This is a genomic window from Halomonas urumqiensis (assembly GCF_003028575.1).
Taxonomy (GTDB): domain Bacteria; phylum Pseudomonadota; class Gammaproteobacteria; order Pseudomonadales; family Halomonadaceae; genus Halomonas; species Halomonas urumqiensis.
Genome location: NZ_PYUD01000002.1, coordinates 292509 through 316008, shown reverse-complemented (window position 1 = coordinate 316008; position 23500 = coordinate 292509). Strand labels below are relative to the sequence as shown.

At 59.8% G+C, this 23500-nt stretch carries 13 protein-coding genes; 11 read left to right on the top strand and 2 right to left on the bottom strand.

Translation table 11 applies throughout. From position 1 onward, the window contains the following. Positions 1-64: 64 nt before the first annotated feature. From C6V82_RS08700 to C6V82_RS08685, 4 genes are all read left to right on the top strand, one after another. Positions 65-8794, top strand: a complete 8730-nt coding sequence (locus C6V82_RS08700) for an MBG domain-containing protein (protein ID WP_181247809.1) — start codon at positions 65-67, stop codon at positions 8792-8794. Beyond that, a complete protein-coding gene (locus C6V82_RS08695; protein WP_102587850.1) occupies positions 8794-10419 on the top strand; it encodes a ShlB/FhaC/HecB family hemolysin secretion/activation protein in 1626 nt (541 codons plus the stop codon). The genes C6V82_RS08700 and C6V82_RS08695 overlap by 1 nt, the downstream gene beginning before the upstream one ends. A 245-nt stretch (positions 10420-10664) precedes the next feature. Then, positions 10665-11516: a DUF72 domain-containing protein gene (locus C6V82_RS08690; protein WP_102587858.1), complete on the top strand. Its 852-nt coding sequence runs from the start codon at positions 10665-10667 to the stop codon at positions 11514-11516. A gap of 212 nt (positions 11517-11728) precedes the next feature. Further along, entirely contained in the window at positions 11729-13072 is a 1344-nt protein-coding gene (locus C6V82_RS08685) for a sodium-dependent transporter (protein WP_102587849.1), read from the top strand. Positions 13073-13223: 151 nt separating this feature from the next. Here C6V82_RS08685 and C6V82_RS08680 read toward each other — a convergent pair whose 3' ends face one another. After that, positions 13224-13439, bottom strand: coding sequence for a PA3496 family putative envelope integrity protein (locus tag C6V82_RS08680; RefSeq protein WP_102587848.1), 216 nt, complete (start codon positions 13437-13439; stop codon positions 13224-13226). Between the two features lie 365 nt (positions 13440-13804). Here C6V82_RS08680 and hexR point away from each other — a divergent pair, with 365 nt between their 5' ends. The 3 genes from hexR to C6V82_RS08665 all read left to right on the top strand — a co-directional run bounded on the left by hexR (position 13805) and on the right by C6V82_RS08665 (position 18258). Next, the gene (gene hexR, locus C6V82_RS08675; protein WP_102587847.1) at positions 13805-14668 is read left to right on the top strand and encodes a transcriptional regulator HexR; all 864 of its coding nucleotides are present in this window, start codon (positions 13805-13807) and stop codon (positions 14666-14668) included. A gap of 143 nt (positions 14669-14811) precedes the next feature. Continuing rightward, a complete protein-coding gene (gene uvrD, locus C6V82_RS08670) occupies positions 14812-17013 on the top strand; it encodes a DNA helicase II (protein ID WP_102587846.1) in 2202 nt (733 codons plus the stop codon). Positions 17014-17157: 144 nt separating this feature from the next. After that, positions 17158-18258: a TRAP transporter substrate-binding protein gene (locus C6V82_RS08665; protein WP_102587845.1), complete on the top strand. Its 1101-nt coding sequence runs from the start codon at positions 17158-17160 to the stop codon at positions 18256-18258. Positions 18259-18334: 76 nt separating this feature from the next. Here C6V82_RS08665 and C6V82_RS08660 read toward each other — a convergent pair whose 3' ends face one another. Further along, positions 18335-18736 (bottom strand): acyl-CoA thioesterase, encoded by a 402-nt coding sequence (locus C6V82_RS08660; protein WP_102587857.1) that lies wholly within the window; start codon positions 18734-18736, stop codon positions 18335-18337. A gap of 198 nt (positions 18737-18934) precedes the next feature. Between C6V82_RS08660 and C6V82_RS08655 the strand changes: the two genes are divergently transcribed. The 4 genes from C6V82_RS08655 to pstB all read left to right on the top strand — a co-directional run bounded on the left by C6V82_RS08655 (position 18935) and on the right by pstB (position 23495). Then, entirely contained in the window at positions 18935-19873 is a 939-nt protein-coding gene (locus C6V82_RS08655) for a PstS family phosphate ABC transporter substrate-binding protein (RefSeq protein ID WP_102587844.1), read from the top strand. A gap of 70 nt (positions 19874-19943) precedes the next feature. After that, positions 19944-21086: an ABC transporter permease subunit gene (locus tag C6V82_RS08650; protein ID WP_102587843.1), complete on the top strand. Its 1143-nt coding sequence runs from the start codon at positions 19944-19946 to the stop codon at positions 21084-21086. Beyond that, on the top strand, positions 21083-22648 hold the full coding sequence (gene pstA, locus C6V82_RS08645; protein WP_102587842.1) for a phosphate ABC transporter permease PstA: 1566 nt from the start codon (positions 21083-21085) through the stop codon (positions 22646-22648). Before C6V82_RS08650 ends, pstA begins: the two co-directional genes overlap by 4 nt. A gap of 31 nt (positions 22649-22679) precedes the next feature. Beyond that, a complete protein-coding gene (pstB, locus tag C6V82_RS08640) occupies positions 22680-23495 on the top strand; it encodes a phosphate ABC transporter ATP-binding protein PstB (RefSeq protein ID WP_102587841.1) in 816 nt (271 codons plus the stop codon). Positions 23496-23500 lie beyond the last annotated feature (5 nt).

The following is a 23500-nucleotide window of genomic DNA, read 5'->3' as shown; positions in this document are numbered from 1 at the left end:
GAAGATGCCCCCCTTCCCAATGCGTAGGCTGGTAAAAAAGCACAAGTTTCGCAGGGGGCATACCATGAACCGGATCTATCGCACTGTTTGGAATACGGCCAGGGGGCAGTGGCAGGTCGCGCCGGAAACCGTTAACCGCCAGGGCAAAACCTCGCGGCGAACCGCCACTGTAGGCACGGTGGCGGCCTTGGCGGCGGGCAGCCTGCTAGTGTTTCCGCTCAGTGCGTTTGCCAGTGGGCTGCCCTCAGGTGGTGACATACGTGCCGGTAGCGGCAGTATTGAACAATCCGGCAACACCATGCGCATCAACCAGGACACCGACCGCATGGCCATGGACTGGGATGACTTCTCGGTGGAGGACGGCCATCGCGTTGAATTTAACCAGCCTGGCCGCGACGCCGCTGCGCTTAACCGCGTCACTGGTGATCAACTCTCGCAGATTCGTGGCGCCATTGACGCCAACGGCCAGGTGTTTCTGGTCAACCCCAACGGTATTGTGTTTGGTGATACCGCCCAGGTCGATGTGGGCGGGCTCGTCGCGTCGACGCTGGATATCAGCCCCGAAGACTTCATGGCAGGCGACTTTACCTTCGAAGGCTCCAGCAGCAGCGCGATTATCAACCAGGGCAACATTCGCGCTGGTGAAGAAGGCTATGTCGCCCTCATTGCTGCCGAGATCATCAATGAAGGCAGCATCCGCGCCCCGCGTGGCGATGTGATGATGGGCGCAGGCAGTCGCGTCACCCTCGACATGGGTGGCCCCATCAAGATTGAAGTCGAACAAGCGCTTTTAGATACCTACATCGAGCAAGGCGGTGCCATTCGTGCTGATGGCGGGCGGGTTTACCTCACCGCCAAGGCGGCTGGTGACCTGGCCGCCAGCGTGATCAACCATACCGGCGTGACGCAGGCACGTACGGTCGCCGAGAACGAGCAGGGTGAAATCTGGCTGATGGGTGATGAGGCTCACGGCGAAACCCAGGTAGCCGGCACGCTGGATGCCTCGGCACCGGAAGGCGGTGACGGCGGCTTTGTGGAAGCCAGTGCGGCCAAGGTCAGCATTATGGATGAGGCCACCGTGACCACCCGCGCCGATGACGGCGAGACTGGCGAATGGCTGATTGACTCCCAGGACTATACGGTTGCGCCTTCCGGTGGCGGTATGACCGGGAATAGCCTTTCCAATAATCTCACCGATAACAACGTCACTATCGAAAGTGTTGAAGGCGGAGAAGACGGCAACGGCGATATTTTCGTCAACGATGAGGTTACCTGGAGCAGCGGCAATACCCTGACGCTTAACGCCCAGCGGGATATCGAGATCAATCAGGAGATGGACGCCAGCCAGGGCGATGGCGGCAAGCTGGCGTTGGAATATGGGCAGGGCAGCACCAACGGTGAGATTGGCGGCGAAGAGGCGCTTTTCACGGCCAACGCTCCCGTCAATCTGCAAGCGGGCCAGAACTTCTCCACCCAAATAGGTTCCGGTGGTGCTGTGCGCGAATTTACCGTCATCACGGAGTTGGGGAAGGAAACCGGCTATGCCGACGGCACCTTGCAGGCCATTCGTGACGGTTTAGATGGCTACTATGCCCTTGGGGCGGATATTGATGCCAATGAGACTTCTACTTGGAATGGCGGGGATGGTTGGGAGCCGTTAAGGACTTTCAGGGGAATTTTTGACGGATTGGGGCACGATATCTCATCGCTGACAATTAACCGCTCTAGTGAAGATAACGTTGGCTTTTTTGGATACATGGGGGCAGATAGTTATACGCAGAACATTAATTTAACCGATGTTGACATAACTGGTTCATTCATAGTAGGTGGATTAGTTGGACGTATCTATAACGGAATTATTCACAACAGTGAAGTGACGGGGCGTGTGACAGGAGAGTCGGACGTGACTGGTGGGGTAGTTGGCTCGATTGAAATTTCCGTTTTGAAAAATAGCAGCGCCAGTGTGCATGTTAGTGGAAAGAATTTTGTGGGTGGCTTGGGAGGAGCAGTTCAAAACAGAGCAAAAGTTTATAAAAGTTATGCCACTGGCAGGGTAGAAGGCGTCGATTATGTGGGTGGTCTAATAGGGGTGGTAGCTAATGAATGGGATGAAAGTTCTGATGTTAAAAACAGCTATGCCACAGGCGCTGTTAGCGGAACATCTAAAATAGGTGGTTTGGTAGGACATCTAGGGACCGTGGGCAGCATGTTACCTGGCAATGCTACAGTAAACAATAATTATGCCACAGGTCAGGTGACAGGGGATTCAGCTGTTGGTGGTTTGCTGGGCAGTATTGATGTAGCTGATGGTACAGAAGTCAAAATTGAAAATAATTTCTGGGATGTTGATACCTCTGGCATTGGCTCGGCAGGTGATGTTTCAAATGGTGCCACCGGCCTTACCTCCGCCGAGATGAAGCAAGCGTCCATCTTTATCGATGCCGGTTGGGATGATTCTATCTGGTCGATTGGTGGTACAAATACATCGGGTTATGGTGTATTTCGTCCTTATCTCACCAACGTCACCCGCGAAGAAGATATCCCGGATAAAATCACGCTGTTTGACGACGGCTTTGGCACCGAAGACCAGCCCTTTACCCTGACCGACTGGCAGCAACTGCAGAACATCAACCACAACGACGATGTACTGACCAGTGGGTATTATTACGCGTTGGCCAATAACCTGGATACCAGTACCGAGGGCTATACCGAGTTTGCCAGCGCCACGGCGAATAATGGCAAAGGCTGGGAGCCAATTGGTAATGATACCCATCGTTTTTCGGGAACATTTGATGGGCAGGGTAATACACTCACCGAGCTTATCATCGATCGACCCAGTCAAGATGTTGTTGGCCAGTTTGGCTATACCGATGGCGCGACCATCCGCAACGTCGGGCTGGAAGATGGTAGCGTGACGGGCAATAGCTCAGTCGGTGGGCTGGTGGGGTATAACAATTCTTCAACGATCAGCAATAGCTACGCCAACGGTGACGTAATGGGCTTAAACGACGTCGGCGGGCTGATAGGGACCAATTTCAATTTATCTTCCACGGTAAGCAACAGCTATTCCACCGGCAATGTGGAAGGTAACGATAACATCGGCGGACTGGTGGGGATAAACTTCTTCTCCACGATCAGCAGCAGCTACGCTACCGGTAGTGTAAAGGGCGACAGTAACGTCGGCGGGCTGTTGGGGGCTAACCGGGCTTCCGCCACGGTCAGCAACAGCTACGCCGACGGTAGTGTGAAGGGCGACAGCAACGTCGGCGGGCTGGTGGGGTTTAATCGCATTTCCTCTACTGTCAGCAACAGCTACGCCGCCGGTAGTGTGGAGGGCAGTAGCAATAATGTCGGCGGGCTAGTGGGGTTAAACGACAGTTCCACGGTCAGCGCCTCTTACTGGGATACCGAGACAACCGGGCAGAACAGCAGTGCTGGCGGTACAGGTCTCTCCTCCTCCGAAATGCGTGACTCCTCCACCTTTACTGATGCCGGTTGGGATGCAGCTATCTGGTCCTTCGGTGCCGGTTCAGAATTTGCCGGTTACGGCCTTTCCCGCCCTTACCTCACCAATGTCACCCGCGATGAGGATATCCCCGATCAACCCCCACTGTTTGATGACGGCTTTGGCACCGAAGATCAGCCCTTTACCCTGACCGACTGGCAGCAGCTGCAGAACATCAACCACAACGACGATGTGTTGACTGGTGGGTATTACTACGCGTTGGCCAATAACTTGGATACCAGCACCGACGGCTATAATGAGCTGGCCAGTGCGTCCGCGAATGAAGGAAAAGGCTGGGAGCCGATTGGCGAAAATGGTAGAGAATTTACCGGTGTTTTTGACGGTTCCAACCATACTGTTTCTAACCTAGTTGTTAGCCGGGAATCGAAGAGTTATATCGGACTGTTTGGTAGATCTTCCAATTCATCCTTTAAAAATGTTGGGGTCGTTGATGTTGATATTGATGGTCTCGCTAGTGTTGGTGGTCTAATTGGTTATATTGCTTTTTCTGATATCACTAATGCATATTCCACCGGAGAAATTAAGGGGGACGGCGATGTAGGAGGGCTGGTTGGTATTCATTTTAATGGCTTGGTTGAAAATAGTTATTCGACAGTATCAATAAAAGGAAGCAGTAATTCTGGTGGACTTGTAGGATATAATATTGGTGATCTGCGGAACACCAATGCACAAGGAGATGTTGAAGGAACTAGGTACGTTGGAGGCCTGGTTGGAAATAACGACGTTGCAGGCTCAATTAGAGATAGTTATTCGTCTGGAGCCGTTAAGGGGGATAACTTATTTGGAGGCTTGGTGGGTTATGATGGATCAATTATATATAGCCTAACACCGGATATAAGCAACAGCTTTTGGGATGTCGATACCTCTGGTATTGGCGAGGCGGGTGACAGCAACTATGGTGCTACCGGCCTTACCTCTGCCCAGATGCAATACCCTTCCACCTTTACCGATGCCGGTTGGGATAAAACCATATGGTCTTTAGGAGCGGGCGCTGATGCCGCCGGTTATGGCCTTTCTCGCCCCTATCTCACCAACGTTACCCGTGAAGAGGATATCCCCGATCAAACGCCGCTGTTTGACGACGGCTTTGGCACCGAAGACCAGCCCTTCACCCTCACCGACTGGCAACAACTGCAGAACATCAACTACAACGATGATGTGCTGACTGGTGGGTATTACTACGCACTGGCCAATGACCTGGATACCAGCACCCAAGGCTATACCGAGCTTGCCAGTGCCACGGCGAATGACGGTAAAGGCTGGGAGCCGATTGGAGGTGCTTTTATCAACGAAGCGCGTTTTACGGGCAACTTCGATGGTAATAATCGCACCGTTTCTGATGTGGCCATGGAGCGTGGGCGCTGGGGCCTCGGTCTATTTGGCGGTATGCGCGATGCTTCCGTCAGTGATCTTAGTCTCCACAATCCATCAATCGAAACAAATGGGAATTCCTATTATGTTGGCGCACTGTCAGGCCTAATCGATAAGACAACGGTCGATAATGTCACCATTAGCGGAGATCAGGCGGAGGTCTCAGGTTACACCTCGGTCGGTGGCTTGGTGGGGCAGTCAAACATGTCATCCATCAGCAATAGTCATGTGACTATTCAGGTGACAGGCAACCCCGACTCTGAAGCTCACGGTGGTCTGGTGGGGTTTAATCTAGGATCCCTGATAGAAGATAGTGCGGCTGAAGGAAATGTCAGTGGCGGACGTTATACCGGCGGTGCTGTTGGTAACCATATAGATGGCATGATCCGCAACACCCAATCATCGGGTGATGTCAGCTCTTCTGGCGTACGGGGTTATGTGGGCGGCTTTGTTGGCTTTAACCAAGGCCCTGTAGAGCGGGCCTCTGCTGTAGGGAATGTGTCAGGTCCGGTCGGTGATGATTTTAATGCTTCTAATACGCTGGGCATGGGCAGCTTTGCCGGGGATAACAAGGGGACGCTTCGTGATATTCAGGCCAGCGGCAGTGTCACGGCCAGCAACGCCACCGGTAATGAAATCGAGATAGCCGATGGCTTGCTAGGCCGGAATACCGGCTCTCTGTTCAATGGCCTGGCCAGCAATGATAACACCGCGTACTGGCTACAGCATGATAACGACATGGCCATAGCCAGCCAGCCAAACGATTCCAGTCAAGCAGACAGTGCGGCGATTAAGAGCCGCCTTGAGGCGGGCATCAACGTCAACCTAGCGACGACGGGGGATACTCAGAGCTTCGATGCTGGAATAGGCACTATCGGGACGGTGGATCTGGGCGATGCAAGTCACCATAACGCGGCCTTAAGTATTAGTGCCCTAAATGAAATAACCCTCAGTTCGGCACAGGCACTTCGACTGGGAGCGGTCAATGCTGGTGATGCTATTGATATCGCTACCCAGGCGGGGGATATGACCCTGACAGGAGATATCACTACCGCTGATGCCTCAAATCAGGCGCTACGCCTCAGCGCCGGGGAAGGTGAGAACGCAGGCAGCCCCAGTGGTGGGGATATTGACTATCAGCAGGGGGATCTCACCACCGGCAGCGGTGGGCACGTGCTGCTTTACACGGGCAGCCTGGCAGGCAGCGAGGCGATCGCCGCGTTAATTGACACCGGTGATTTCCGCTACAACAGCACCCCCGCCGAGACCAATTTCACCGCAGCGCTGGACGCTGACCGCCACCTTGTCTACCGCGAACAGCCCGAGATTCTGGTGAGCGCCGACGGCAAGACCATCACCTACGGCGACAGCGTCCCGGCGGATTACGATCTCAAGAGCACTCGCGGCTACGTCAACAGTGACGACGACAGCATTCTCAGCGGCACGCCGCAATGGTCGGTGGATGAAACACTCTCCAATGCGGGCTATCAGGAAGCCGGAGAGCATCGCATTGATTACGCCGATGGCTTCTCGAACCCGCTGGGGTATGCCATCGTCACCGATGTGGAACAAACCGGCGCGCTCACTGTTGACCCTCTGGCGCTGACCGCCACCGAGATTACCGAGACAAAAGCCATGTACGGCGACGCGCTCGAGCCTGGCGATGTGGTACTGGAAGGCGTGTTGAACGATGATCAGACCACCGCCGACGCTGAAGTGGTGGATGTCAGCCTGAGCACCTCCAATAACATCAATACAGGCACCTACGACCAAGGCGTTGATACCAAGAGCCTGGCGGGTGAGGATGCCGCCAATTATACCGTGACGGCCTTTACCCAGCCGGATAGTGCAACGGTGACACAACGCCCCCTAACCGTCACCGCCAACAGCGCCACCACCACCTATGACGGCACCGAGCAAAATGTCACCGGGTTCACTGCCGAAGGGCTGGTCGCCAGCGAGACCGAGGCGGTACTCGATAACGTGACCACCACCGGTGGCAGCGGCACGGATGCGGGGAGTTATCAGCATGAGGCCAGCGGCACGGATACCAACTACGCCCTGACCTTCAACCCGGGCGAGCTGACCATCGACAAGGCCAATGCCACCGTCACCGCCAGCAGCGCCACCACCACCTATGATGGCACCGAGCAAAATGTCACCGGGTTCACTGCCGAAGGGCTGGTCGCCAGCGAGACCGAGGCGGTACTTGATAACGTGACCACCACCGGTGGCAGCGGCACGGATGCGGGGAGTTATCAGCATGAGGCCAGCGGCACAGACACCAACTACGCCCTGACCTTCAACCCGGGCGAGCTGACCATCGACAAGGCCAATGCCACCGTCACCGCCAACAGCGCCACCACCACCTATGATGGCACCGAGCAAAGCGTCACTGGCTTCACTGTCGAAGGATTGGTGAATGGTGAAGATGAATCGGTACTGACCAACGTCAGGACCACCGGCGGCAGTGGTACGGATGCGGGGAGTTATATCCATGCCATTGATGGTACGGCGAAAAACTACCTTTTAACCTTTAACGATGGACAGTTAACCATCGACCCGCGGCCGATCACCGTCATCGCTGACGATCAACAGAAGACCTACGGCAACGATGACCCGGAACTGACTTGGCAAGTCACCGACGGCAACCTGGTCGGCGACGATAGCCTTTCTGGTGATGTGACCCGCGAGGCCGGTAACAACGTGGGCGACTACGCCATCAGCCCAGCGGACTTGGCCAACGGCAACTATGTCGTCAGCGCCGAGAATGGCACGTTGAGCATCGACCCGCGCCCGATCACCGTCACCGCTGACGATCAACAGAAAACCTACGGTGATGCCGACCAGACGCTGACCTGGCAGGTCACCGACGGCAACCTGGTGGGTGACGACACCCTCATGGGCGATGTCGCCCGCGAGGCCGGTAGCGATGTCGGTGATTACGCCATCAGCGCGGCGGACCTGGCCAACGGTAACTATGTCGTCAGCGCCGAGAATGGCACGTTGAGCATCGACCCGCGGCCGATCACCGTCACCGCTGACGACCAGCAGAAAATCTACGGCGATGCTGACCCGGCCCTCACCTGGCAAGTCACTGATGGCAACCTGATCGGCGACGATAGCCTGGCCGGGGATGTCACTCGCGAGGCCGGTAGCGATGTCGGTGATTACGCCATCAGCGCGGCGGACCTGGCCAACGGTAACTATGTCGTCAGCGCCGAGAATGGCACGTTGAGCATCGACCCGCGGCCGATCACCGTCACCGCCGACGATCAGCAGAAGACCTACGGCAACGATGACCCAGCCCTCAACTGGCAAGTCACCGACGGCAATCTGGTGGGCGACGATAGCCTTTCTGGTGATGTGACCCGCGAGGCCGGTAACAACGTGGGCAACTACGCCATCAGCGCGGCGGATCTGGCCAATGGTAACTATGTCGTCAGCGCCGAGAATGGCACGTTGAGCATCGACCCGCGGCCGATCACCGTCGCCGCCGACGACCAGCAGAAAATCTACGGCGATGCTGACCCAGCCCTCACCTGGCAAGTCACCGACGGCAACCTGGTCGGCGACGATAGCCTTACCGGGAATCTAACCCGTGAGACTGGAGATAACGTCGGCAACTACGCTATTCAGCAAGGTAGCTTTGATGAAGGCCAAGATCCTAATTACGCCATCAACTTTTTGAACGGAGAATTAGTGATTATTCCTGGCATAAATATGAGTGCTGTCATCAATCAGACGCTTAGAGATGCATCCTCAAATGAACAAGAAACGCCTTTAAGTTTTGCAAGCACTAGTACCCGCAGCACGGGGACACTGCCGGGCGGTATTGCGATTATGGATGGGGGGATCAATACCGACCTGGATGATGACGCTGAGGGGGATAACTAATGCGCTACTTGCTGACTAGAAAACCCGCGAAAACAATGATGGCCTTATGCTTTTTGGGTACATTTTCCATCGTGAGTTACGCACAAACAGTGCCGGATGCAGGGCGACTCCTTCAGGATACCCTGCCAGAGCGTGACTATCAGCCTCGTGAGTCGTCTGTCGAGATCAACTTTCAAGGGGCGCCTCTCACAGAGAGCAGTGGCGAAAGTCGAGAAGTTCTAATCAACGATGTCTCTTTTAACGGCAATACCGTCTACGATGATGCGACTCTGTTCGAACAAGTCAGGCATCTGATGGAAAAAAGCCATGATATGGCGGGCTTGCAAGCAATTAGCAATATCATCAGTCGTTTTTATCGCGATAATGGTTACCCTTTTGCCCAAGCGCTGCTGCCGAAACAAGATATCAGTCAGGGCACGCTAACCATTCGTCTGATGGAAGGGAATTACGGCGAGGTGACAGTGACAGGCGATGAAACTTCACTGATAGACGGTGTGGCACCCTACCTGTCAAGCCTACGACCAGGCGACGTTATTCAGGGAGAAAAACTGGAACGCACCGCCCTGCTGCTGGGTGATATGCCGGGTATTGTGGTTACCCCGGTGATGCGCCCAGGCGAGGCAAGCGGCACGGGGGATCTAGTGGCTGACGTCGAACCCACGCAACGCGTACGAGGCTATGTCGGGGTGGATAACCATGGCAGCCGATCATCCGGCAAGGGACGAGCAATGGTAGGCGTGCAAGCCAGCCGGTTGGTAAAAGTAGGTGACGAACTCAGCGTAACAGCGCTCTACTCGGAGGAGGATTTATGGCTGGGCCGCGTGGCATACTCTCTGCCGATTGGCTATAAAGGCTGGCGTGGCGAAGCGGCGTATGCACGTACAGAGTACGATCTACGCGCCCCGTTTAGTGGCTTTACCGGTACGGCGGATACCAGCCATTTACGCTTAACCTACCCACTGATTCGCCAGCAAGCATCCAACTTAACAGTCTCCGTTGGAGGTGAGTACACAGAGTTAAATGATCGCTTCGAAGGTGTTAGTTACCAGCAACGCTATGGTCATAGCTGGCCATTGGCACTCCAGTTCGATCATCGCGATTCGCTTGGCCTGGGCGGCGTGACGTATGGCGAAGCCCGGCTGCAAAGCGGTCAGGTCAATAACCAAGCGAACGAACAGGTGGATGGTGGGTATACCAAGGCCAATCTTAGCCTGTCACGCCTTCAGCGGCTTGGTCACGGCTTCTCTCTACTGCTGAACGGTGATCTGCAATGGTCGGATTCGCCGCTGGATTCCTCGGAAGCCATGAGCCTGGGTGGTGCCCGTGGTGTAAGGGCATACCCCCAGGGCGAGACCAGCGGTAGCCGTGCCTGGCTTACCCAGCTTGAAGTCCGCTATCAAGCGACGTCTGAACTTTCGCCCTATGTGTTTTATGACCATGGAGCGCGTCAAGGATTTGCCGATGAATCCAGCGAGGTCTTAGCAGGCGGCGGGGTTGGCGCACGCTATGCTCAAGGCGGTTGGAGCATCGATGCGGCGGTGGCGATCCAAACGACCGGTGATGCTGTCTCGCAGAGCGAACAGAAGGACCCTCGGTTCTGGATTTCTACCCAATATCGTTTTTAATCGAGACCGGTACCGAGACGATAATCGACTCATTAGACCCAGCCACCATTGGTGGCTGTCGGGTCAGCAGGCGTTGGCGTAACATGCACTCTCTTCTGAATGCCACTAAGAGGCGGCCCTTGCCACAGCTTTTTTTGTTCGACATGCACACATGTCCCGGTGAATCAGGAAGCTCATCGCCCAGATCAGAACCACCAACGCTGATCGAGTCCTGAGATGATCCCCATGATGTGTTGCCACCGACCGTGACCCCGCGCCTCCATCTGGGCCTGGCCATGTGGGCCAACCCGGAGTGGCGCGGTTCCCTTTACCCACCCCATGGCGGTGGGCTTGAGGAATATGCGCAGGTTTTTTCCACCGTGGAGGGCAATACCACCTTCTACAGTGGCCCGCCGAAGGCCGACACCGTGGCTGCCTGGTCGCGCCAGGCCCCTCGCCATTTTCGCTTCTGCTTCAAACTGCCGGCCGCGCTGACCCATGAGAACCGCTTGGCAGGTGTCGAGTCAGCCGTCGATGCTTTCCTTGCTTCACTCGCCCCGCTGCACGATCGGCTCGGCCCGGTGATGGTCCAGTTGCCGCGTGATTTCGGTTATAGCGAGCTTCCCCGGTTGGATGCGCTGCTGTCTCGCTGGCCACCCGATATTCCTTGTGCGGTCGAGGTTCGACACAGTGAATTCTTCCACAAGGGCATGGCCGAGATTGCCTTGAACCGATTGTTGATAAGTCACCGTGTCGACCGGGTGATGCTCGATGTCCGGCCACTGTTCTCGCCACCACATGATGAGCATCCCGGCTTGCTCAAGGCCCGAGAAGAAAAGCCGAGACGCCCATTACACGTGCTTTCCACGGCAGATAGGCCGCTGGTGCGCTTCATCGGCCACTATGACGAAGGTCTCAATGACCGCTGCTTTAGGCCGTGGATCGACCGTCTTGTCCTGTGGATAAAACAGGGGAAAACTCCTTTTCTCCTTGTGCATACACCGGATAACCGAGCGGCTCCGGCATTGGCCCGGCGCTGCTATCGCAGGCTTTGCGACCACCTGCCACTCGAGGCCCTGGGCCCCTTCCCCGGGGAGCGTCAAAACCGCCTTTGGTGATTCGCCATAAGGCGACTGGCCATCAAGCGTATGATCGGATAGTTTTGTGGCCCGGTGATCCTGGAGGCATGACTCGGCAGTGATCCTGCCAGGATCCTGTCATGCTCTGGACGGTGTCGTGTAACCCACGACGCCCTGGACGTGGCAATGTCAAGCACAAGCCGTCATTGCACCTGACCGGTCGATGGCGACACGCACACTCAGGGTGAATCATGTCGAAACTCGAACATGCACAGTGGTCATCGAAAATGACCTTCGTGCTCGCTGCCGCGGGTTCCGCGGTAGGGCTGGGCAATATCTGGCGTTTTTCCTACATGGTGGGAGACAGTGGTGGCGCGGCCTTTGTGCTGATCTACCTGGCCTGCGTGGCACTGGTCGGCCTGCCTATCCTGGTTGGCGAGTGGCTGATTGGCCGCCGCGGTCAGAAGAATCCGATCAACGCCATGGCCGAACTGGCCCGCAAGGGAGGCCACTTGCCGGCCTGGGCACTGGTTGGTGTCAGCGGTGTGCTGGCCGCTTTCCTGATTCTTTCCTTCTATAGCGTTATCGGGGGATGGTCGCTCTCCTATACCCTGGGAGCGGTGACCGGGGCGTTCTCTGGCCAGGATGCCGACGGCATCGGGGCGATCTTCAACGGCTTGCTGGCCAACCCCACGGTCTTGCTGTTGTGGCACACCGCGTTCATGGCGTTGGTGATCTGGATCGTCGCCCAAGGTGTCACCAAGGGGCTCGAGGGTGCCGTGCGCACCATGATGCCGGCGCTGGTGATCCTGATGCTGGTGCTGGTCGGCTACGGCATGACCACCGGGCATTTCGGTGAGGCGCTGGCCTTCATGTTTCGCCCCGACTGGAGTGCGGTGACCGGTGGTGTGGTGCTGGCCGCCATGGGGCAGGCGTTCTTCACCCTGTCGCTGGGCATGGGCATCATGATGGCCTATGGCTCATATCTGGGCGAGGATGTCAGCCTGATCGGCACGGCGCGCACGGTGATCATCATCGATACGGCCATCGCGCTGCTGGCGGGGCTGGCGATCTTCCCCATCGTGTTCGCCAACGGGCTTAGCCCGGGCGAGGGGCCGGGGCTGATTTTCGTCACCCTGCCGCTGGCCTTCGGCAACATGGCCGGTGGCACCCTGCTTGGCCTGATGTTCTTCCTGCTGCTGACCTTCGCTGCGTTGACCTCGGCGATATCGCTGCTGGAGCCGGTGGTCGAGTTGCTGGAGGAGCGCACACCGCTGTCACGCGTGGCGGTGACGATGATCGGCGGGGTGGCCGTCTGGGCGCTGGGTATCGCTGCACTGATGTCGTTCAACGTGTGGGGCGATGTCCTGATCTTCGGCCTGAACATCTTCGATCTGCTGGATACGTTCACCAGCAAGTTCCTGCTGCCGTTGACCGGCCTTGGCGCCATCGTCTTCGTGGCCTGGTGCCTCGACCGCCGGAGCGTGGCGGGCGAGCTACAGCTCGAAGGCACTCAGGAACAGATCTGGCATGCGGTATCGCGGTATGTCGCACCGCTCGGTGTCATCGCGGTGTTCGTCACCGGGCTTCTGTAACGGGCTTCTGTAACGCCGAAAAAACGGAGAGCAAGTCCCTGCAAGCCCCGCACAAGCGGGGTTTGCTGTCTCTGGAACCGCTTCCTTGCCTGTGTCTGAAAGCGCTTCGCTATTTGTATCAGGGAATCTGTATCCGAAAGTGCCGGAAGGCCTAGTGCATCTCGTCCTCTACCGGCTCGTCTTCGGGTAGCTGGGCGATGTCACGGGATAGCCGTTTGAATTCCCGGTGCAGTTCGATGCCACGCCGGGCGCGCAGGTTGCGCTGGGCGGCGGAGCGGGAGCGTTGCTCGTGCTCGACGACTTCCATGCTCATGAAGATATCGAGGAGTTCGCTCTTCAGGGTCGTTAACCGTTCGGCATTGCGCATAATCGACTCTCCTTACCAGGGGATCGCGATACTGCACTATTTACTATACCCCACTTGACAGAATGATGACGGTCAGGCTTTTTCACCGCCGAGTGGCTGCCGACAACGCTTGGCCAACGCACTTCCGGCTAGGCAGTGTGAGTGGGGAATCGAAAAGCAAGAGCGGCGCAGGGGACAGGGCGTAGCGGACATCTTTTTCAGGGACGAAAAAGTTAGCGCCCAGGGAGGGGTTAACAGCGTGTCCGTTAAAGGCCTGTCGCCGTCGAGCCGCCCGGATTAGGAAGGAGGGGTGTGCCCTTTAGGGTCTCGCTTGGGGCATACTGTAGCGATCCGCCCGCGTGTCGAAGCCAAGCAAGGAGTTCCGTGTGAGTCGTGCACTGTTCGATGAGATGAGACGCCGCATGGAGCATTTTCGCCGCTCCGAACAGAAAGTGGCGCGCTTCGTATTGCGCAACCCCGAGGAAGTCATCCATATGCGCATCGTCGACCTGGCGACCGAGGCCAAGGTCAGCGAGCCGACCGTGGTACGCTTCTGCCGAGCACTTGGCTGCAACGGTTTCCAGGACTTCAAGCTCAAGCTTGCGCAGATGCTGGCGAGCGGTAGCCAGTTCGCCCAGTTCTCGATGAACGATAGCGACTCGGTGGCGGAATTTTCCCACAGCATCTTCGATTCCACCGTGGGCACCCTGCTGTCGGTGCGCGATCGTCTCGACAACGAAGCGCTGAGCCATGCCATCAACGCCCTGGCGATGGCCAATCGGGTCGAATTCTATGGCTTTGGCGCCTCCGGCGCGGTGGCCTTCGATGCTCAGCACAAGTTCTTTCGCCTGCAGATATCCACCGCCGCCTATACCGATCCGCATATGCAGAACATGTCCGCGGTGACCCTCAAGGAGGGCGATGTGGTGGTGGCCATCTCGCAGACAGGCCGTACCAAGGCACTGGTGGCAAGCGTCAGGCTGGCGCGTGAGGCCGGTGCGACGGTGATCGGGCTGTGTCCCAGCGGCTCGCCGCTGGCCGAGGAAGTCACCCTTCCGCTGTATATCGATGTCCACGAGGACACCGAGATCTACACCCCGATGAGTTCGCGCATCGCGCATCTCGTATTGGTCGATGTGCTGGCGGTGGGAGTGGCCAAGACCCGCGGCCCGAAGCTCGCCGAACAGCTTCGCGAGGTGAAGAAGAGCCTGACGCCGCTGCGTTTTCCTGAGCAGGAAGGCAAACCCTGACACGGGTCTTGCCCCACCGCAGGCCTGTCCACGGCACAGTACAGAGCGAACGGATTATCCACCTGGCCCAGCGGGGGTAGCCACTCCGTAGTGCACGATATGCTAAGCTGATCGCCCATTTTACCAGCAGCGATGCCCTCTCCATGGACGACGTCACGGCGATTCTCGACCACCTCAACACCGCTCAGCGCGAGGCGGTCAGCGCTCCTCAGGGCAACATGCTGGTGCTGGCGGGGGCCGGTTCCGGCAAGACCCGTGTGCTGGTCCACCGCATTGCCTGGCTGATGCAGGCGGAGGGACTTTCTCCCTACGCGGTGCTGGCCGTGACCTTTACCAACAAGGCGGCTCGCGAAATGCGAACCCGCCTGGAAGCGTTGCTTGGCCTGTCGTTGCGTAACGTGTGGGTCGGCACCTTCCACTCCATCGCCCATCGCCTGTTGCGCACCCACTGGCAGGATGCCCGGCTACCCCAGCATTTCCAGATCATCGACTCCGACGACCAGTTGCGCCTGGTCAAGCGCCTGCTCAAGGATCATTCCATCGATGACGAGCGCTTCCCACCCCGCCAGGTGCAGTCGTTCATTTCCGGTTGCAAGGAAGAGGGGCTGCGCCCCCATCAAGTCGATGTCGCGGGTGATGCCTACATGGGCCAGATGGTCGAGCTCTATGAGCGCTATCAACTGACCTGTGAACGTGGCGGGCTGGTCGATTTCGGCGAATTGCTGCTGCGCAGTCTGGAGCTTCTGCGCGACAACCCGGCGCTGCTGGCCCATTACCAGGAGCGCTTCGGCCACGTGCTGGTAGACGAATTTCAGGACACCAACACGCTCCAGTACGCCTGGCTGAAGCTGCTCTCCGGCATGCGTACGCCGATGACCGTGGTCGGCGATGACGACCAGTCGATCTATGGCTGGCGTGGGGCACGCATCGAGAACATTCGGCGTTTCGAACGCGAGTTCCCCCAGACGCATACCGTGCGGCTGGAACAGAACTACCGCTCCACCAGTGCCATCCTCGAGGCCGCCAACGCCTTGATCAGCCACAACGCCGAGCGCATGGGCAAGGAACTGTGGACCGATGGCGCGCGCGGCGAGCCGATCTCGGTCTACGCCGGTTTCAACGACCTGGACGAGGCGCGCTTCATCGTCGACACCCTGCGCGAAAAAGTCGATGAAGGCTTCATGCACCGCGATATCGCCATCCTCTACCGCTCCAATGCCCAGTCGCGGGTGATCGAGGAGACGCTGATCCGCCAGGGCGTGCCCTATCGGATCTATGGTGGCCAGCGCTTCTACGAACGCCTCGAGATCAAGAATGCATTGGCCTACCTGCGCCTGCTGCTCAACCGTGACGACGATGCGTCACTGGAGCGGGTGATCAACGTCCCGGCGCGCGGCATCGGCACGCGCACCGTGGAAATCCTGCGCACGCGCGCCCGTGAACAGGGCGTTTCGCTTTGGCAGGCGCTGCATGACGGGTTGAGCGATGGCACGCTGAAGGGCCGGGCGGGGACGTCGGTCACCACGTTTGCCGACTTGATCGAGCGCCTGGACAACGACACCGCGGGCATGTCGCTGCACGAGATCATCGATCGGGTGATCGAGGCCTCGGGGCTTGTCGAGCATCACCGCAGCGAAAAGGGCGAGAAAGGCCAGGCGAGGGTCGAGAACCTCGAGGAACTGGTCACCGCGGCACGTGCCTTCACCCAAGGCGAAGCCTTCGAGCCACCCGAGGCTGGCGAAGGCGCCGTGGCGCTGGAAGCCTTCCTCTCCGAGGCGGCGCTCAACGCCGGCGACCACGAGGCCGACGAGTTCGAGGACAGCGTCCAGTTGATGACCCTGCACTCCGCCAAGGGCCTCGAGTTTCCGGTGGTGTTCGTGGCCGGGGTCGAGGAGGGCCTGTTCCCGCACAAGATGTCCATGGAAGAGCCGGGACGCCTCGAGGAAGAGCGTCGCCTCTGCTACGTGGGGCTGACCCGGGCGATGAAGAAGCTCTACCTGACCCATGCCGAGATTCGCCGCCTGCACGGCAAGGAGACCTTCCAGCGTGCCTCGCGCTTCCTGCGCGAGATTCCCGAGGAATTCCTCGAAGAGGTACGCCTGCGTGGCCAGATCTCGCGCCCAGTGACCAGCGCAAGGCCAAGCGGCCTGCGGCAGACCGAGGTCAACGGAGGGGCCGAGTTTCCGTCGTTGTCGCTGGGGCAGCGCGTGCGCCACCCGGTGTTCGGCGAAGGCGTGATTCTCAACGCCGAAGGCCAGGGCGAACGTGCGCGGGTGCAGGTCAGCTTCGAAGGCGAAGGCGATAAATGGCTGGTGCTGGGATTTGCCAAGCTGATGCCGTTATAGGGTTTCTCTGCTGGGTGACATGCCCGTTGACGTGAACGTCAACCCGCGTGCTTGCCCGGCAATTGGCGTCTGCCGCATACTGCTAGGCGGACATATCGCGCCCGAGAGCGTGGATCAGAACAATTTCCTGGAGTCATGCCCGCCATGCAACGTCGTCTCTTTCTCAAGTCCAGTCTTACGACCCTGGGTGCCGGTGCTGTTGGTATCGCCGCCGCGCCTTTCGTTTCCACCGCCAGTGCCCAGGAGACCATCACCTGGGACATGGTGACCTCCTGGCCGAAGAACTTCCCGGCACTGGGTACCGGGGCCAACGATTTCGCCAAGCGCATCGAAGCGCTCTCCGGTGGGCGCATGCGGATTCGCGTGCATGGCGCCGGTGAGCTGGTGCCGGCCCTCGAGGTGTTCGACGCCGTGGCCGCCGGTACCGCCGAGATGGGTCACTCCGCGTCCTATTACTGGCGTGGCAAGGTCGCCGCCTCGCAGTTCTTCACCGCGGTACCGTTCGGCATGAACACCACCGAGACCAACGCCTGGCTGTACCACGGCGGCGGTCAGGAGCTGTGGGACGAGGTCTACGGCAAGCACAACCTCAAGCCCTTCCCGGTGGGTAACACGGGTACCCAGATGGCTGGCTGGTTCAAGAAGGAGATCAACTCCCTCGAGGACATGCAGGGCCTGCGCCTGCGCTTGCCGGGGCTTGCCGGTGAGGCGATGAACGGCATCGGCGTGACCACCGTGAACATGCCGGGCTCTGAGATCTTCACCTCCATGCAGACTGGCGTGCTGGATGCCGCCGACTGGGTGGGCCCCTACAACGACCTGGCCTTTGGCCTGCATCAGGTGGCGGACTACTACTACACCTCGGCGTGGAACGAGCCCAGTGCGGTCCTCGAGGGGACCGTCAACCTGGATGCCTGGAACGCCCTGCCGGACGATCTCAAGGCAGTGGTCACCGAGGCGGCGCGCGCCTCCAACCTGGCGATGATCAGCGAATTCGCCTACCGCAACGCCCAGGCGCTCGACACGCTGGTCGATGAGCACGGCGTGCAACTGCGGTCCTTCCCGGAGGACGTGATGGCGGCACTGCATGAGGCGTCATTGGCGGCGATCCAGAACCAGGTGGACGAGGATGAGGATTCGCGCAAGGTCTATGAGTCCTACAAGGCGTTCCAGCAGTTGCTGCGTCGCTTCAGTGACGTGGGCGAGTATGCCTACCTGAAGAATCGCGAAAACGTCGGGGCCTGATGCCCCTTGGGCCTTGCGGCCCGGCATGACTCAGGGGCGCCATGCGGCGCCCCTTTGACGTTCAACGTCCGTCCGTTCAGGGATGCACGGCGCGGATGCGGCCGTTGTCGTCCAGTGCGACCATCACGAAACGGGCCTCGGTGACCTTGTGCAGCTCGTGGGGGTCACGCTCGTTGGGCTGGCGGATCCACACCTCCACATCGATCTTCACCGAACTGTGGCCGATCTCGCGCACCAGGGTGAAGATGTGGACCACCGAACCGACGCGCACGGGACTCAGGAAGTCCATGGTTTCGATGGCCACGGTGGCGGTGCGTCCGCGCGCCTCTAGGCTCGCTGCCAGCTCGGCGGCCTGATCCATGTGGGCGACCAGCCAACCACCGGCGATATCGCCGTGCAGATTGGTATCCTGGCGGCTGGCCACCAGCTTGAGCGCTAACTGGCCTTGCGGGGCGGGAATGTCATCGAGCTCTGTCATGGGGTGTCGCTTTCCGGGGGTATCGGGATTGTTATTGTCGGCCTGACGCGCCATCGTCTGTGGGCGCTCTTTCAGAGGTCATGGTATACGCTTGTGATCATCTATCACCAGCGCTGCGTCATCCTGCCGGGGGCGCCGGGCCGGAATCGAGGAGACTGAATGCATCGGCGAAGGAGATTTCGACGTTGGCTAGCCGCCATGGCATTGGTCATGTTGCCGACCCTTGGCATGACGGACGAGGGCGTGGGTGACGTGGCAGGTAACCTCGGTGCGGTGGGTTCCGATACCCTGGCGAGCCTGATGTTGCGCTGGGGCGAGCGGCTTGCCGAACAGCATCCCGGGGTGCGTCTGCAATTGCTGGCCAGCGGCTCGGCCAGCGCGCCCGCCGCACTGGCGGCCGGTACCACACGGCTTGGCCCGATGTCGCGGCCGATGCGCGTCGAGGAGCGTCAGGAATTCATCGACAGGCATGGCTATCCGCCCCTCGAGATCGAGGTAGCGCGTGACGCCCTGGTGGTGGTGGTGCATCGCCATCACCCTCTCGAGGCATTGAGTGCCGAACAGCTCGATGCCATTTTCTCCACGACGCGTGAGTGCGGTGCCGAGACGCCCATCACGCGCTGGAGCCAGTTGGGATTGACCTTGCCCGCTGACCGGATCGTATTGCATGGGCGCAATGTTGCCTCGGGAACCCATGGTCTCTTCAGGGAGGTCGCGCTGTGCGGTGGCGACTACCGAGTACGGGTCAACGAGCACATGGGGTCCGCTGCTGTGGTGGCGGCGGTGGCGGCGGAGCCATCGTCGATCGGCTATACCGGCATGAACCATCTCACCGCCAGCGTGAAGGCCTTGGCACGCAAGGATGAACAGGGCCAACTGCACACCCCAAGCCCGGAATCGGTGCGCAGCGGCGAGTACCCCATGGCGCGCGGCCTCTATCTTTACGTCAACCTGCCACCGGGGCAGCCATTGCCGGCGCCGGAACGGGCGTTCATCGAGCTGACCCTGTCGCCCGAGGGGCAGCAGATCGTACGAGAGCTTGGCTTCGTGCCGCTCTCGGACGCACAGCTCGATGAAGAGCGACACGCGCTGCTCGAGCGACTTCGTGACGACGCTGACCATCCCGGGGGTGGTTGAAGGTGTCATGGAGTTGTCATGACAATGTCGTATTTTTCTGTCATTGCCCGTCAGGAGTTGGGGATCGACCATGATCGAACCCACACCACCCGTTGCCACATCTTCCAACGCCACGCCCCTTGGCAAGCGCTTCCGCCAGGGGCGTGATCGTTTGGCGACGGCGCTGATCACGGCGGGAGGCATCGGGGTGATTCTGGCGGTCCTGGCGATCGGGGTCTTCCTGGCCATCGAGGTGGTGCCGCTGTTCATGTCGTCCGCGGAGGTGCCGTTTCAGGATCTCTCGCCACTGATATGGGGAACCCTCAAGGCGGCCTGCTTTGCCTTGTTGTTTGCCGTGCCGGTGGCGCTGGGTGCGGCCATGCACTCTTCGGTGTTCATGTCGCGCCGGCTGCGCAGCCGAATCAAGCCCACCCTGGAACTGATGGAGGCCCTCCCCGGTGTGGTCATCGGCTTCGTCGCCGGGCTGGTGCTGGCGCCCTATGTGGAACGCCACCTGGCGGGTGCCCTTTCCCTGCTGGTGGTGATGCCGGTTTGCGTGTTGCTGGCCGGGGCGCTGTGGTCGTGGCTACCGCCGCGGATGCGTCGCCTCCTGCCGCTGGGGTGGGCGGGGCTGTGGCTGGTGCCGTGGTTGGCACTGTGGGTGGGTGTTGCCCTGTTTCTGTCGCCCTGGATCGAGACTCAGCTGTTCAACGGCGACCTGCGTGGCTGGCTGGATAGCCGCTTCGGGCTCGATTATTCGGCACGTAATGCCTTGATTGTCGGGCTCGCCATGGGCTTCGCGGTGATTCCGGGCATCTATGCGCTGGCCGAGGATGCGCTCTCCGGGGTGCCCGGGCACCTGGGTGAAGGCGCCGAAGCGCTGGGTGCGACCCGCTGGCAGACGCTGTGGAAGGTGGTGTTGCCGGCAGCGGGGCCGGGGCTCTTTTCGGCGGTGATGATCGGTGCCGGACGCGCCGTCGGCGAAACCATGATCGTGCTGATGGTCAGCGGCAACACGGCACTGATGAGCCTGAGTCCGCTGGAAGGGATGCGCTCACTGGCGGCGAGTATCGCCATCGAACTGCCCGAGGCGGCCCCCGGTGAGATCCATTACCGGTTGCTGTTTCTGGCGGCGTTGCTGCTTTTCATCTTCACTTTCCTGGTCAATACGCTGGCCGAGGTGGTCAGGGAGCGGCTGCGCGGGCGTTACCGGCGTTTGGGTGGTGGCTCATGAAAGGGCTGACGGCACCCCGCTGGTTCGCTGGACGCGCGCGCTTGCCACGTGGCGAGGGGCCCTGGCCGTGGTTGGTGGCCGGTAGCGTGGCGCTGTCGCTGTTGATGCTGCTGGCGCTTGTCTTGTTGCTGGCCGTTCGCGGCCTGGGGCATTTCTGGCCATCGCCGGTGGCACTGGTGAGCCTCGAGGATGGCAGCCAACTGGCGGGAGTGAAGGTTCGCGAGGAGCGCCGTTTCGATGGCGCGGGCAGTGAGTGGCTGCTGCGCACTGCCAATCGCGACCTCGAGGGCGGAATCTGGCAGTGGGTGGCGGTGGATGCCATCGAGTCCGTCAGCCATCCCCAGGACCTGGTGGTGATGTCGCGAACCCGCTGGGGTGACTTCATCGGCCGGCTGGTGGCGCTGGAAGATGCCTCGGGGAATCAGCAAGAACAAGCCGCCTGGAATGCCTTCGAGGCTCGCCTGGCCGAGATCCAGGCACTACGCGACGAGCGTGACCGCCTGCGTGGCGATGTCGTGCTCCCGCTGGTGCGTCGGCTGGAACGGGGGCTCGACAGCGAGGCCCGCGAGCGGCTGGCCGCGGCCAACGCGCGCATTCGTGGCTTGCAGCGGCAGATGATCGGCGAGACGCTGATACTGGAGAGTGCCGATGGCCAACGGCTCGCTCAGCCCATTGAGCAGGTGTTGCGGGCCTGGCGGCCCAACGCCATGTCGTTGCCTGACAAGCTCGGCGCCTGGTCACGCGGTGTCTGGCGCTTTCTCTCCGAAGGCCCTAGAGCCGCCAATACCGGTGGCGGGGTATGGCCGGCGATCTTCGGTACCGTGCTGATGGTGTTGTTGATGTCGGTGCTGGTCACCCCGTTCGGTGTGCTGGCGGGCATTTATTTGAACGAGGTGGCTCACCAGGGCCGCTTGACGCGGGTAGTGCGCATTGCCGTGCGTAACCTCGCCGGTGTGCCGTCGATCGTCTACGGGGTGTTCGGGCTGGGCGTGTTCGTGCATGGCATTGGTGGGACGCTGGACACCTGGTTCTTCAGTGACCAGTTGCCCTCGCCGACCTTCGGTACCGGCGGGTTGCTGTGGGCGTCGCTGACGCTGGCATTGCTGACCCTGCCGGTGGTGATCGTGGCCACCGAAGAGGGGCTCGCCCGGGTGCCGGAGCACCAGCGCGAAGGAGCACTGGCGCTGGGTGCCACGCGGCTCGAGATGCTGGCCCGCGTGGTGCTGCCGATGACCGTGCCGGCGATGCTGACCGGAGTGATCCTCGCCGTGGCTCGGGCCGCCGGGGAAGTGGCTCCGCTGATGCTGGTGGGCGTGGCCAAGCTGGCACCGCAGGTGCCGGTGGACGGCGATTTCCCCTTCCTGCATCTTGATAGGAAGTTCATGCACCTGGGGTATCACATCTTCGATGTGGCGTTCCACGGCGGCGATGTGCAGGCGGCCATGCCGCTGGTCTATGCCACGGCGCTACTGCTGGTACTGGTGATCCTGGTGCTTAACCTGACTGCAATATTTCTGCGTCATCATCTGAAGATGCGCCATGTCGCATTGCCCCGCCACTGAGCTGGGGGAGTGCAGGGAGAGAGCGAGCCCGATGTCCGTTTCCTCACCATCGCGCCCGGCAACCGCCGGGCCGTTCATCGACTTCGAGAGCCATGACAGCTGCCTCGAGATCGAGGGGCTGAGCCTGGCCTACGCTGGCAAGGCGGCGCTGAGCGAGCTGACGCTCAAGGTGCCCAGGCATCGGGTGACGGCGTTCATCGGCCCTTCGGGGTGTGGCAAGTCGACCCTGCTGCGTGCGCTGAACCGGCTGCATGACCTCAACGAGGAGGTCGACTTCTCGGGTCGCATCCTGCTCGATGGCCAGGACATCCATGCGCCCGAGGTGGCGGTATCGGAACTGCGCAGGCGGGTGGGGATGGTGTTCCAGATGCCCAACCCCTTCCCGATGTCGATCTACGACAACGTGGCCTTCGGGTTGCGGCTGCAGGGCGGCATGCGCAAGCGCCAGATGGACGACATTGTCGAATGGGCGCTGAGCTCGGCAGCCCTGTGGCACGAGGTGAAGGACCGGCTGCGGGCGTCGGCCTGGTCGCTTTCTGGCGGGCAACAGCAGCGCCTGGTGATTGCCCGAACCCTGGCGGTTCGCCCCGAGGTGTTGCTGCTCGATGAACCCGCCTCGGCGCTCGATCCTATCTCGACGCTAAAGATCGAGGAGTTGATTCGTAACCTCAAGACCCAGCTGACCCTGGTGCTGGTCACCCACAACATGCAGCAGGCAGCCCGGGTATCGGATTACACCGCCTTCCTGCAGGAGGGCGAACTGGTGGAGTACGGCGCCACCGACACCCTCTTCACCAATCCGCGCCTGGCGCGAACCGAGAACTACATCACCGGGCGCATGGCCTGACGGCC